The sequence below is a fragment of the Hyphomicrobium facile genome (assembly GCF_900116175.1).
GTDB lineage: Bacteria > Pseudomonadota > Alphaproteobacteria > Rhizobiales > Hyphomicrobiaceae > Hyphomicrobium_B > Hyphomicrobium_B facile.
Genome location: NZ_FPCH01000002.1, coordinates 127,599 through 140,576 on the forward strand (window position 1 = coordinate 127,599; position 12,978 = coordinate 140,576).

General features: G+C 60.7%; 13 protein-coding genes. 7 read left to right on the forward strand and 6 right to left on the reverse strand.

Annotated elements, in window-relative coordinates:
• Window positions 1-190 precede the first annotated feature (190 nt).
• Together BM399_RS07665 and BM399_RS07670 are read left to right on the forward strand one after the other, a co-directional pair.
• Window positions 191-418, forward strand: a complete 228-nt coding sequence (locus tag BM399_RS07665; RefSeq protein ID WP_092866790.1) for a hypothetical protein — start codon at window positions 191-193, stop codon at window positions 416-418.
• Window positions 419-800: 382 nt separating this feature from the next.
• Entirely contained in the window at window positions 801-1,562 is a 762-nt protein-coding gene (locus BM399_RS07670) for an arginyltransferase (protein ID WP_092866792.1), read from the forward strand.
• A gap of 11 nt (window positions 1,563-1,573) precedes the next feature.
• On the opposite strand, the gene BM399_RS07675 is transcribed toward BM399_RS07670, so the two are convergent.
• Window positions 1,574-2,041, reverse strand: a complete 468-nt coding sequence (locus BM399_RS07675; RefSeq protein ID WP_244531147.1) for a glypican family protein — start codon at window positions 2,039-2,041, stop codon at window positions 1,574-1,576.
• A 59-nt stretch (window positions 2,042-2,100) separates the two neighbouring features.
• Window positions 2,101-4,350 (reverse strand): DNA topoisomerase IV subunit A, encoded by a 2,250-nt coding sequence (gene parC / locus BM399_RS07680; RefSeq protein WP_092866794.1) that lies wholly within the window; start codon window positions 4,348-4,350, stop codon window positions 2,101-2,103.
• Window positions 4,351-4,592: 242 nt separating this feature from the next.
• On the opposite strand from parC, the gene BM399_RS07685 reads away from it, so the two are divergent.
• Both BM399_RS07685 and BM399_RS07690 read left to right on the forward strand, forming a co-directional pair.
• Window positions 4,593-5,300 carry a CAP domain-containing protein gene (locus tag BM399_RS07685; RefSeq protein WP_092866796.1) on the forward strand — a complete coding sequence of 236 codons (708 nt, stop codon included), beginning with the start codon at window positions 4,593-4,595 and terminating at the stop codon, window positions 5,298-5,300.
• 85 nt (window positions 5,301-5,385) lie between these two features.
• Entirely contained in the window at window positions 5,386-5,664 is a 279-nt protein-coding gene (locus BM399_RS07690) for a hypothetical protein (RefSeq protein WP_092866798.1), read from the forward strand.
• Window positions 5,665-5,726: 62 nt separating this feature from the next.
• On the opposite strand, the gene BM399_RS07695 is transcribed toward BM399_RS07690, so the two are convergent.
• Window positions 5,727-6,521, reverse strand: coding sequence for an SDR family NAD(P)-dependent oxidoreductase (locus BM399_RS07695; protein ID WP_092866800.1), 795 nt, complete (start codon window positions 6,519-6,521; stop codon window positions 5,727-5,729).
• Window positions 6,522-6,766: 245 nt separating this feature from the next.
• Between BM399_RS07695 and BM399_RS07700 the strand changes: the two genes are divergently transcribed.
• Window positions 6,767-7,246: a CYTH domain-containing protein gene (locus BM399_RS07700; protein ID WP_092866802.1), complete on the forward strand. Its 480-nt coding sequence runs from the start codon at window positions 6,767-6,769 to the stop codon at window positions 7,244-7,246.
• A gap of 16 nt (window positions 7,247-7,262) precedes the next feature.
• Here the strand turns inward: BM399_RS07700 and BM399_RS07705 are convergent, their stop codons facing one another.
• The gene (locus BM399_RS07705) at window positions 7,263-8,255 is read right to left on the reverse strand and encodes an AraC family transcriptional regulator (RefSeq protein WP_177228081.1); all 993 of its coding nucleotides are present in this window, start codon (window positions 8,253-8,255) and stop codon (window positions 7,263-7,265) included.
• A 158-nt stretch (window positions 8,256-8,413) separates the two neighbouring features.
• Here BM399_RS07705 and BM399_RS07710 point away from each other — a divergent pair, with 158 nt between their 5' ends.
• Window positions 8,414-8,872 (forward strand): cupin domain-containing protein, encoded by a 459-nt coding sequence (locus tag BM399_RS07710; protein WP_244531148.1) that lies wholly within the window; start codon window positions 8,414-8,416, stop codon window positions 8,870-8,872.
• On the opposite strand, the gene BM399_RS07715 is transcribed toward BM399_RS07710, so the two are convergent.
• Both BM399_RS07715 and BM399_RS07720 read right to left on the reverse strand, forming a co-directional pair.
• Window positions 8,869-9,957 carry a L,D-transpeptidase gene (locus tag BM399_RS07715; RefSeq protein WP_092866808.1) on the reverse strand — a complete coding sequence of 363 codons (1,089 nt, stop codon included), beginning with the start codon at window positions 9,955-9,957 and terminating at the stop codon, window positions 8,869-8,871. The genes BM399_RS07710 and BM399_RS07715 overlap by 4 nt on opposite strands.
• Window positions 9,958-10,220: 263 nt before the next feature.
• Window positions 10,221-10,496, reverse strand: coding sequence for a metal-sensitive transcriptional regulator (locus BM399_RS07720; protein WP_092866811.1), 276 nt, complete (start codon window positions 10,494-10,496; stop codon window positions 10,221-10,223).
• A gap of 96 nt (window positions 10,497-10,592) precedes the next feature.
• Between BM399_RS07720 and BM399_RS07725 the strand changes: the two genes are divergently transcribed.
• Window positions 10,593-12,977, forward strand: a complete 2,385-nt coding sequence (locus BM399_RS07725; protein WP_092866813.1) for a heavy metal translocating P-type ATPase — start codon at window positions 10,593-10,595, stop codon at window positions 12,975-12,977.
• Window position 12,978: the final 1 nt, after the last annotated feature.

Consider the following 12,978-nt stretch of genomic DNA (forward strand, 5'->3'; position numbering starts at 1 on the left):
CAAATCGTATCGCATGCGCCACACTTTTGCCTTGTCAGAATGGGCATCGCATTCGATAAGCAGCGCGAAGGCAACAATTGATTCGAATTTTGCCGGAACGACCACGACTGATCTTGTGCGAAGTCGGGGGTCGGGGCGATGTGACCGGGGTAAAGTCGCGGGGCGGACTTGTAAGGCGGCAGATCGGCATATGATTAATCAAGGGGCTGAGGCAGCCCAAAGTGCAGCGTTCGATGGCGTACGCGCATCTCAAACACCAACCGTCGGGTGGTTCGTCCGGCGTTCAGCGCTCTGGATGGGCATCATCATCGTCGCCGTCGTGCTTGCGTGCACGCTTTACGCGCTCGCAAGCCAAGTCGGAGCCGATGACATCCGCGACGCACCAAGGGACACCGCGGGGCCGACCCTGAAGGTTTAGCCTCAAGTTTTATCAGCTACTCCTGACTTGCCGGTCGACTCGCCGGTCGCCGGGCGTGCCGCGTGGTGCGGTCCGCTTGCGATCCCGCATGCCATTTTTCGCGGCGCGCGCTTTTTCATGCCGCGTTCAGCACGGGCTTGGTATGGTACAATCCAGTTCTGCGTCTTCCTGGATGGTACGGGGGCTTTTGCTTGCAATTAGTAGTGGGTTGTTCTCACCGCATTAGACCAACTTTTGAAATAACTAATCTTTTCTCGCGCAACCGGATAAATTTGCCTGCGGGTTCATTATTGTTGCTGCGGGGCTGTCACCGATACCTTGAATTTGGGCTCTCCTTACTCCAAACATCTGCGATCGGTTCGAGCCCGAGGGACGCGTCGGAATGACGGAGCAGCAAAAGAAGTTTCCAGAGTTCTATGTAACCGCTCCGCAGCCTTGTCCTTATTTGCCGGGCAGGCTCGAGCGAAAGCTCTTCACCCATTTGACTCACGACAAGCCGCCGGAGCTGGTCGACCGTCTTCTGACGACGGGTTTTCGGCGCAGCCAGAATATTGCGTACGTGCCCTATTGCGAAGGCTGCCAAGCCTGCATCTCGGTGCGCGTTCTCGTCAATGAATTCCAGCCGGACCGCTCGATGCGCAGGAGCTGGAACAGAAACTCTTCGCTGATCGCGCAGCGTACGGCGCCGACGCCGACGATGGAGCAGTTCAAGCTCTTCCGCGCATACATCGACGCACGGCACAGCGACGGCGGAATGGCGGACATGACGATCCTCGACTACCGGATGATGGTCGAAGATACGGTGATCGAGACTTTCCTTACCGAATACCGGCAGAAGCCGGCGGACGCGACGGATCTCGATTTCGACTCTTGGCCGTTGAAGGCCGTCGCGCTCTGCGACCGGCTCACGGACGGCATCTCGATGGTCTACAGCTTTTACGATCCCGCGGACGCCGACGCCGGCCTCGGCACCTACATGATCCTCGAGCACATCGCGTTCGCCCGCCGCATCGGGCTACCGCACGTGTATCTCGGCTATTGGATCGATGGTTCGCGTAAAATGGCCTACAAAACCCGCTTCAAACCGCAAGAGCGCCTCGGGCCAGACCGGTGGGAACGTGTCGGCGACGGCGAGGAAGACTGAAGCCGAAGTTCCTATTTCGCGATTTCGGCATCGAGTTTTTCGAACATGTAATTCCACTTGGCCGACTGCGTATCGACCAGCATCTTCATGCGTGCGCGAAGCTCGAGCAGCAATGCGCAGTCGGGTGCGGCGGCAGCGGCACCTTCTTGGCCCATCGACGCGATCGCGGATAGCAATTCGTCCGTCGTCTTATCGTAAACAGCGGTTTTTTCGTCTTTCACGAACGGCCTTGCCTGGACGATGAAGTCGTCGTGGGTCCAGTTGCGCTTTTCCTTGAGCTCGCGCAGTTTTTCCTGAAAGACCGGCCGGTTCTGGTTGTTCAAGTCACGCAGGCTGCCGGACGCCGTTTCGACGACAGACTCGAAATCTTCCTTGGCGCAGGTCGCCGACGTTTCGTCTGCCCGAAGACCGGAGCAGCACGAAACAATCGCCAGACCTATTCCAGCGGCGATGGCCGCCCGTCCTCTGAACCCACCCATGCCGGCAGTCGTAGCTTTGCGCAGGCAAAGCGACAAGCGCCGTCAATCAACACTCCGAGTTAAAAGCGCGGCCCGAATGAATTGGAGCGTGGGAAACCCTTCGGCGCCACCTTGCCCGCCTGCGCGCGCTCGCCCGCCCACTCCTTCAATTCACTCCACGACAGAGTAAATTCGCGGCCGGCACTGTCGAGCCAGGTCAAGCCGGCGGATTTCTTGAAGACGCGGGCATCGGACAGCGCACCGTCCTTGAAGCGCTGAAGGATGACGCCTTTACCGCGCGTCATTTCATTGACCTCGTCGAGCTTGAAGATCAGGAGCTTGCGGTTTTCGCCGATGGTCGCGACGTGATCGCCGTCGACCGGAACGCAGACGCGCGCCTCCTCAGGCTCGGTGACGTTGAGGATCTGCTTGCCCTTGCGCGTCGAGGCGATGACTTCTTCCTCGGGGACGATAAATCCATAGCCGCCCGTCGATGCCACGAGCAGCTTCCGCGATGGATCGTGGACGAAGATCTCCGCAACATCGTGATTTTCTTCGAGGTCGATCATGAGGCGCAAAGGCTCGCCGTGTCCGCGGCCGCCCGGAAGGGCGTTGGCTTCCAGAGTGAAGAACCGGCCGTTGGTCGCAAACAGGACGAGCTTATCCGTCGTGAAAGCTTTCAAGGCGCGCTTCAGCTCGTCGCCCTGCTTGAATTCGAGCTTCGACAGGTCGTCCTGATGGCCCTTCAGCGCCCGCACCCAGCCCTTTTCGGAGAGGATGACCGTTACCGGTTCCTTCTCGACGAGCGCTGCGGCGAGATCGACTTCAACCTCGGGTGCGTCATCGAACGTGGAACGGCGCTTACCGAGAGCCGTCTTCTTCGAATATTTCTCGCGCGTTTCCTTGACCTCGCCCGCGACGTGCTCCCACTGCAGCTCTTCAGATTTCAAAAGCTGTTTCAGCTCGCGGCGCTCTTTCGAAAGCTTATCGTGCTCGGCGCGGATCTCGAATTCCTCGAGCTTCGACAGCGAACGCAGCCGCAAGTTCAGGATCGCTTCCGCCTGCACTTCGCTGAGGCTGAACTTCGAGATCAGCTTCGCCTTCGGATCGTCCTCATGGCGGACGATGCGGATCACCTCGTCGATATTGAGGTAGGCGATCAAATAGCCGGCGAGAACTTCGAGACGGTGCTCGATCTTCTGCAAACGATGCGTCGAGCGGCGAACCAGAACCTCTATGCGATGCTCGAGCCACTGCCAGAGCACGTTGCGCAGATCGAGCACATTCGGGATCTGCCCGTTCGACAGCACGTTCATGTTGAGGCTGACGCGGACATCGAGCTCCGTCAGGCGGAAGAGGCTCTCCATCAGCAGAACGGGATCGACCGCGCGGGTCTTCGGCTCGAGGACGAGACGGATCTCTTCTGCGCTTTCGTCACGCACATCGCCGAGGAGCGGCAGCTTCTTCTCGCTCATCAGGTCGGCGATTTTCTCGACGAGCTTCGCCTTCTGCACGCCGTAGGGAATTTCGGTGACGACGACCTGATAGCCGCCACGCGTGGTTTCTTCCTTCGTCCACCGCGCCCTGACGCGGAAGCCGCCGCGGCCCGTCTTGTAGGCTTCGAGTATCTGCTCGCGCGGCTCGACGATGACGCCGCCCGTCGGGAAGTCGGGACCCGGAATCATTTCGACGAGCTTCTCGATCGTCGCGTTCGGGTGCTTGATCAGATGCAGGAGCGCTGCGCACAGCTCGTCGACGTTGTGCGGCGGGATGCTTGTCGCCATGCCGACGGCGATGCCGGTGGCGCCGTTGGCAAGCAGGTTCGGGAACGCCGCCGGCAGCACGACCGGCTCTTCGACGCGGCCATCGTAGTTCGGGCGAAAATCGACCGTGTCCTCGTCGATGCCTTCGAGGATCAGCGCCGCAGTCTCGGTCATGCGCGCTTCGGTGTATCGACCGGCGGCCGGGTTATCGCCATCGATATTGCCGAAGTTTCCCTGCCCGTCGACAAGCGGATAGCGTACGGCGAAATCCTGCGCGAGGCGCGCCAGCGCGTCGTAGATCGCCATATCGCCATGCGGATGGTAGTTACCCATCACGTCGCCGACGATCTTGGCGCACTTGATGTAGCCACCCTCGGGATTGAGGCGCAGTTCGCGCATCGCGTAGAGGATGCGGCGGTGGACAGGCTTCATGCCGTCGCGAACATCCGGCAGCGCGCGGTGCATAATCGTCGACAGAGCATAAGCCAGATAGCGCTCTTCGAGAGCGGTCCGGAGTTCGACAGGCTCGATCGGGCCGTCGCCCGGCAGAATCGGTTTTGTGGTCATGGCGCATCCCTACAGTGCCTCCGAGGCGCCCTCAAGCCTGGGCGACCTTCGGTCGTTACCGCCAACAGCTAAGACTTCAGGCGCCGCGCCATTTGGGCGCAAGCCGGCACTTGCCTCTGCCCGGTGCCTTGCGGCCACTCTTCCACAATGAGGGGATTTGCTTCTGGACGTGACCGATGGCGCCAAGGTATCCCCGCGGCTAGATTTTCGACGTTTGAAGCTCAGCAGGAACGCAATCGGTAATGGCAGCACTGGTGCCCGACCTGCCGCAGATCGAACAGCACATCGTCGAACTCACGAATAAGGCGCGGCAAGAACAGAAGCAGCCGGCTTTAAAAATCAACGCGTTGCTAGCGAAGGCCGCGCGTGCCTACGCCGAGCGGGTGGCGCGCAGCGGCACGTTCTCTCATAACGCCGATGGCCGCACGCCCGCTCAACGCGCGGAAAGCGCCGGCTATAAGCATTGCGATATTGCCGAAAATCTCGCGATGGATCAGGACAGCCGGGGCTTCGACACCGGCACTCTTGCTCTCCAAGCGGTTGCGGGCTGGATGAATTCACCACCGCACCGCGCCAACATCATGAGGGCTTCCGTCACCGAAATCGGCGTTGGCGTCGCGCGCGCTCCTGGGCCGAAGCCGAAGTTCATTGCCGTCGAACTCTTCGGACGGCCTGCGACAGAAATCTACAGCTTCAAACTGTTCAATTTATCGAACACGGGCGTCAGCTATTCGTTCGACGGTAAGACGCGCGACTTGAAGCCCAATACGTCGGTTTCCATCACCGCCTGCTCTCCGGGTGAACTCGTCCTATCGAAACAAGGCGGGTGGCTTTCGGACGCGACGGAAATCGGCCGTACGCGTCCTGAGAACAAGAAGGTTTACACGTTGAAATCGACCGCCGTCGGCGGGATGACGCTGGAAGTTTCCGCCCACGGGCAAACGCCTTAGCGGCCGCGGCATCTCTTCCGGCGAGGAACGTTTTCCGAGCCCAGGCGTTTCAATGAATTCCTCTGAAACAGGAATGAGAGACATCATGGAAGCACGCCACCTCATGATTTACCTGGGTCTCAGCACCCTGGCTGTCATTGCAGTCGTCGGCGGGGTTGCCGCGTATCAGCGCACTCAATCCGACGTCCTGGTCGATGTCCCTGCCGTTCGCGTCGAAACCAACAAAGCGACCGGCGAGACGACAGTCGATGCGCCCTTCGCGCATGTTGAAAAGGACAACCAGGGAACGCGCGTTGAGGCGCCCGGCGTAAAAATCGACGTTCCTAACCGGGGGCCTTCTACTAATCCGGATCCTTCCCATTAGGCATTCGGTCGAGCCACGCTCATGAGCCGCCCGTTCAGCAACGGGCGGCTTTTTCTTTCGACCTAGCCGATCGTTCTCAGAATACCGCCTTCGACACGTAGAGCCGCGCCGTTCGTGGCCGAGGCTTCTTTCGATGCGGCGTAGACGACCATATTCGCGACTTCCTCCACGGTTGCGAAGCGCTGGAGGAGCGATGCGGGCCGATGTGTCTGCACAAATGTTGCAGCCATCTCGTCGGGCGTTTTACCGGTAGCGGCGGCCATCTCGTTCAGAAATTGTTCGACGCCCTCGGATCGCGTCGGACCCGGCAGCACGGCGTTGACGGTGACATTCGTTCCGGCCGTCAGCTGAGCGAGGCCTTGCGTCAGCGAGAGTTGTGCCGTCTTCGTTAGTCCGTACTGGATCATCTCCGGCGGGATATTCACGGCAGACTCCGACGATATGAAAATGATGCGGCCCCAGTTTCGTTCGAGCATGCCGGGCAGGTAGGCACGCGACAGACGCACGCCCGACATCACATTCGTTTCGAAGTAGCGCGACCAGTCGGCGTCTGTGATTTCGAAAAACGGCTTGGGTTCGAAGATGCCGGCATTGTTGATCAGGATGTCGACGGACGGAACTGCCTTCGCAAGCGCGTCACAGCCTGCGGCTGTCGATACGTCGGCGGCTACACCGGTAACCGCTGCTGCGTTGACGCTGGCGTGGATGGCCGCGATGCCTTTATCGACCGTTTCCTGCTTCCGGCCGTTGACCACGACTTTCGCACCTGCTTGCGCCAAGCCCTTCGCGATTGCGAGGCCGATGCCGCCCGTGGAACCCGTAACAACCGCCGACTTATTCGTGAGATCTACCTTCATGGGATCAATCCAATTGTCATTGATGCTGCTTCTCGCCGGAATTTGAATAATTTCAAATGGCTGTCAGGCTTTCATGGCGACGTATACCCCCGTCTAGCACGGGCGAAGTTTCGGTATCATGCCGATTTACCATCACGGCGGATACGCAATCTTTGCATACATCCGCTACGGTGGACTTCGGCGATAGGCGCCCTACTTGTCTGGAGGCGTCAGCCATTTAACGCGCACGGCTGGCCGGAGATCGAATGGCAATCGAAATCGAGCGAAAATTTGTTGTACGCGACGACAGCTGGCGGCAATCGGAGATCGGCTCCGCGCCAATCGAGCAGGCCTATTTTGCGCGCACTCCGCAGGTCAAGTGCCGTATCCGCATTTTTGGCGACAACGCCTACATCACGTTGAAGAGCGCAGTGGGCGGACTGTCGCGCCACGAATTCGAATATAAAATACCGGAGGCCGACGCCGTCGAGATGATACGGGAGTTCAGCATCGAACCGCCCATCACAAAGGTTCGCTACGACGTTCCCTTCAAGGGCAACATCTGGACCGTCGACGTATTCGGGGGCGCGAACGATGGCTTGGTGCTTGCCGAGATCGAATTGGAGAGCGCCGATCAGGCGATCGCCTTTCCTCCGTGGATCGGTGAAGAGGTGACGAACAATCCGCGCTATGAAAATTCGAGCCTCGCCCGCACGCCATTCACGACCTGGACCAAAGGCGACTAGCCGCCGGATGGCGACTTCAGATGCGGAGCGCCGCCTGGCGATAGGCACTCGGCGATAGCCCCGTCCACCGGCGGAACGCGCGGGTGAAATGCGCGGGGTCGGAATAGCCGAGCCTCAGCGCGATATCGGTCACCGCAGTTTCGCTCTCCAGCAGCAACCGCTTCGCGTTGCGGCTCAGCAGATCGTCGACCAGTTCGATGAACGAGGTGCCGTGCGCGCTTAACCGGCGTTGAAGCGACCGGGACGTCGTCCCGAGTTTGGCGGCGACCCAATCGATGCGGGGATAACCCTCGTGCAACGCGAGTTCGGTCACCGCCGCCGTCGTCGCCAGAACGTCGCTTTGGCGGGGAACGGGGGGCTCGCTCCGAACATCGCATTCATCCGATACCGACCCTCCCGAATAGATCGTGTTCCCGAGGAGAGACGCATCGAACTCGATCGCCGGAACGGCGTGCCCGTGCGAGACGTTCGCTCCGAAAATGTCTTCAAGCGGAGCGCGGGGTGAGCCGAGAGGAAGCGCCGTCATCACCACGCTCGGCCGCCATCTCGGTCCCGCATATCCGCGCACGATATCGATGGCGTATCCCAAGGCGAGAAATTCGTTGTGGTGCCGCCCTTCCGTCTCCGGCTCGACGAACTCGATCGACCAGCGGATGCGCGATCCATGGCGCGAGACGGTGAGGACGGTGGACGTCTGCAGCATGACGTTCAGGCCGGCGTGTGCGCGCATCATCGCCTGGCCGAGTGTCTCTGCCTTGCATACCCAAGCTCCGAACGCGCTTAGATCCTGGCTCTTCACGGCCCGGCCGAGACGGGCGCCGAAAAAAGCGTCGCCGGTATCGCGGGCCGCCTTCTCGAGCAGGCGAAACTGTTCGCGGAGCGGCACAATCAATTCCCGCTGCTCGAGAATTGCGAACGGCAAATCGACTTTGCGAAGCACGCGTGCGATCGAGCCGCCCTGGCATTCCATGAACGTCGCGATCGGGCCAAGGGAACTCGCTCTTGTCACTCCTGAAAGACGAGGCGCCATGCACACTGCCCAATGTAAAATTCGGACGAATTTGGCGCAAAATGGCAAGCGGGCGAAGGGCCTTCAAGTCACGTTGGCGTTATGAGCGAGCATCATTGATGCGTGCATTCACGTCTAACAAGAAACCGGGGTGACCCATGACCACAGTCCTACAGGCAACACCCGCGATGACCGTTCCGTTCGAAGATCATATCGTTTGGTACACGCTCGACGGTTTTCCGCACCTCGCCTATCATATTTGCGCAGTCGATGAGCAAAAACGCATCGTCGATATTCTGTTCAAGTTCGACGCCAATGCCCAGATTGTGCTGCACCGGCACAGGGCCGACTACATTACGCTGACGCTCCGCGGAGAGCTGCGCATTTACAACGCCAACGGCCAATTGAAGGAGATCCGCCCGACCGGAGCTTATGTCGCCGGGGCGGCGAACGGCGAGCCGCATCGCGAAGGCGGCGGCGACGAGGACGTGATCGCGTTCTTCAGCAACCGCAACGTCGACGGTGTCGTCTACGAAATCCTGGATGACAACCTCAATACGATTGCGACGCTCGGCATGGAGGAGTTCAAAGCCCTCCACGCCGCGCAACGCGCTTAGTGCCAGCCGTTGTAGGGATCATAGTCGTCGGCAGGCTGCGTCGCGCCGCGAGCATACGTTCGCGGGCGCGACGCGGCTTTTGCTGTCGCGGCCCGAGGCGCCGAGGCTTTTGCATTTGACGCGATCTTGCCGCTGAGCGAGCGGACGACCGTCACTTCGGTTCCAACGCGCACGAGCGACGCGAGATGCAGAACATTCTCGTTCAGCATGCGGAAGCAGCCGGAGGATTCCGCCTTGCCGATCGACTTCGGGTCGTTGGTGCCGTGAATCCGGTAAAGCGTATTGCCGAGATAGATGGCTTTTGCGCCGAGCGGATTGCGAATGCCGCCGAGCATGCGCTCCGGCAGCTCAGGCTTTCGCCGCCGCATGTCGGCGGGCGGATACCAATCCGGCCAATCGGCAACGCGCGAGACCTTTTCCTTGCCGGTCCACGTGAAACCCTGGCGGCCGACGCCGATGGAATAGGCATAGGCCGACGTCGCACTCAGCACGTAGTAGAGCTTGCGCGCGCCGGTATCGATGACGATCGATCCCGGTGAATAGGGTCCGCTGAATGCCACCTGTGCCGGCGCGACGGCGCGGATGTAGGGTTTATCGCCGCCGGTCCTTCCAGGTGACTTGCTGAGACGGGCTTCTTCGTCAGCGGAGGGTGCAGCGTCCCAGGCGCCAAAATCATCGCGTTCGTCGTAGCGCGAAGCGGGATACCGCGGATCGTTGAAGTAATCCCGATCGGTCGGCCTCGGATCGCTGTAACGAGGACCGTCATAACGAGGACCATCTCGATCATCGCCGTAGTCAGGATCGCCGTTGTAACGCGGATCGTAGCGGCGCGGATCGTCGTTGCGACTTCCGGCACGATTGTCGGCACGGTTGTCGACACTGGGTGCGCCGCGACGATCGAAGTAGCGATCGTCGGCATCGCGATCGCTCTCCGCGGGATCGCTGTAGCGATCATCGTCCTCCGGCAAGACTTGCGCGGGCGGGCGGCGTGGACCATCCCATGGATCCCATTGCTGCGCCGATACATGACTTGCGCCGCCCGCTATGGCCGTCGCCGCAACGAACGCAAAAAACAAGGCTTTCATAGAACCCCCGCAACTTTGCTTACCCATTACCCGGGCATACCCGTTACTCAGCCAACATCGACGCCGTCTGTCCGGTTCCACAAGTCGAGACGATGATGCGTGATGTGGTCATTCGCGTGGCGAACCGATGGCAGCGAGCGCGATCGGATTACAAATCGCATTACGAAACCCGGAGTTCGGGAAAGATGTTAGGTCAACCGGTGCGCAAGAATTCACCGAGACAAGCTCGCGTTCTTCGTCGCCTTAATTGGGCTCGTTGCCGGTCAGCGCGACGTTCGCCCTAGAACGTCCATCAGCTCGGCAACCTTCCGGCGCTGATCGGCCGTATCGCCACTCTGAATGGCGTGTTCCACGCAATGGGCTACGTGATCGCGCAGCACCTCTTCCTCGACGCGGCGGAGAGCTGCGCGGACGGCTGAAATCTGCGTCACGACGTCGATGCAGTACCGCCCCTCCTCCACCATTTTGGCGAGGCCGCGAACCTGACCTTCGATGCGGTTCAGGCGTTTCAGACAGGCGGCTTTGGTTTCTTTCTCCATGCCTTGACGCATACCCCATGGGGGTATATCTGTCAATGACGACGATGGTCTCGGCGCCCGTGCACGCGCGCTTTGAGTTCAGCAAGGAATTACATCATGACCGCTGATGAGCCGAGGACAGGACCTGAGCAGAGTATTCCCGCAAAGAGCTGCTGCAGTTCGCACGATCACGCAGCGCCCACCCACGCCGGCATCGTGAAAGATCCGGTGTGCGGCATGACCGTCGATCCGAACACGGCGAAGCATCATGCGGATCATGATGGAAAGACCTATTACTTCTGCTCCGCCGGATGCCGGACCAAGTTCATCGCCGACCCAATCAAATATCTGAAACCTGAGGCGGCAAAAGCAGAGCCCGTTCCGGCTGGGGCCATTTACACCTGCCCGATGCATCCGGAAATCAGACAGGCGGGTCCCGGTTTCTGCCCTATCTGCGGTATGGCGCTCGAGCCAGAACTCGTTACCGCCGAAGCCCAGCCCAACGCCGAGCTTCAGGACATGACGCGGCGGCTGTGGATCGGCGCGGCGCTCGCCCTTCCCGTTTTTGTTCTCGAGATGGGCAGTCACCTTTTCAATTTGCATCACATCATCAGTCCAACCGTATCGAACTGGGTGCAGTTCGCGCTCGCGACACCCGTCGTGCTCTGGGCGGGATTTCCGTTCTTCGAGCGCGGCTGGAAATCGCTCGAGACGCGCAATCTCAACATGTTCACGCTGATCGCACTCGGCACGGGCGTCGCGTGGATCTATAGCGTCGTCGCCACGCTGTTCCCGGGCCTCTTTCCGCCGTCGCTTCGGGGAATGGACGGCGCCGTGCCGGTCTATTTCGAGGCCGCTGCCGTCATCACGGTGCTCGTTCTCGTCGGGCAGGTCTTGGAACTGCGGGCCCGCGAGCAAACGAGCGGGGCTATCCGTGCACTTCTCAATCTTGCTCCGAAAACGGCGCGGCTGCTGAAGCCCGATGGCTCGGACGAAGAGGTGCAGATCGAGGCGATTTCGGTCGGCGACCGGCTGCGCGTTCGTCCTGGTGAGCGCATCGCCGTCGACGGCAGCGTCGTCGATGGCAAGAGCAACGTCGATGAATCGATGGTGACGGGCGAGCCGCTTGCCGTTTCGAAAAGCGTTGGAGCGAAAGTCATCGGCGGCACGATCAACGGATCGGGCGCGCTCATCATTCGAGCCGAAAAGGTCGGCCGCGATACGATGCTCGCGCGCATCGTGCAAATGGTCGCCGAAGCCCAGCGCAGCCGCGCGCCCATTCAACGCCTCGCCGATCAAGTCGCCGGATGGTTCGTGCCGCTCGTCATCGCCGTTGCGGTGCTTGCGTTCGCCGCCTGGATGACGTTCGGCCCCGAACCGCGCTTCTCGTATGCGCTCGTTGCCGCCGTTTCCGTGTTGATCATCGCCTGCCCCTGCGCGCTCGGGCTCGCGACGCCGATGTCGATCATGGTCGGTGTCGGCCGTGGCGCGCAGTCCGGCGTGCTGATCAAGAATGCCGAGGCTCTCGAGCGCATGGAGAAAATCGACACGCTCGTGGTCGACAAGACCGGCACGCTCACGGAAGGCAAGCCCAAGGTGACCGCGATCCGCACAGCGTCGTCGATCAGCGAGGCCGATCTCTTGAGGCTCGCGGCCAGTCTCGAGCAGGCGAGCGAGCATCCGCTCGGCGCGGCCATCGTGCTCGAAGCGCGGGACCGAAATATTGCACTATCGGATGTTCGCGATTTCGCTTCGCCTTCGGGCAAAGGCGTGTCCGGCGTCATCGAAAATCGCACCGTCGTCATCGGCAATCGAACGATCTTCGACGAGAGGGGAATCGATATGTCGGCTCTTGCCGCCGATGCTGACAAACTTCGGGGCGACGGCGCGACGGCCGTTTACGTCGCGATCGACGGCAAAGCGGCGGGCATCATCGCGGTCGCCGATCCGATCAAGGCGACGACGTTGTCGGCTGTTCGCAAGCTCAAGGCCGACGGCGTCCATGTGGTTATGCTTACGGGCGACAACGCGACGACGGCCAAGGCCGTCGCCGCCAAGCTCGGCATCGACGACGTGAAGGCCGACGTTCTACCCGAGGACAAGGCCAATTTCGTTTCTGAGCTCAGGCGCAAGGGTCGCGCGGTGGCTATGGCCGGCGACGGCGTCAACGATGCGCCGGCGCTCGCCGCGGCCGACGTCGGCATCGCGATGGGAACCGGCACGGACGTTGCCATCGAAAGCGCCGGCATTACCCTCGTCAAAGGCGACCTCGAAGGGATCGCACGAGCGCGGGAACTCTCGGAAGCGACGATGTCGAATATCCGGCAGAACCTGTTCTTTGCATTCGTCTATAACGCGGCGGGCGTGCCGATTGCTGCGGGTATTCTGTACCCGGTCTTCGGATTGCTGCTCTCCCCAATCATCGCTGCGGCGGCGATGGCGCTGTCGTCGGTCAGCGTGATTGCGAATGCGCTTCGGCTTCGTCATACCGACATCGGCTAGC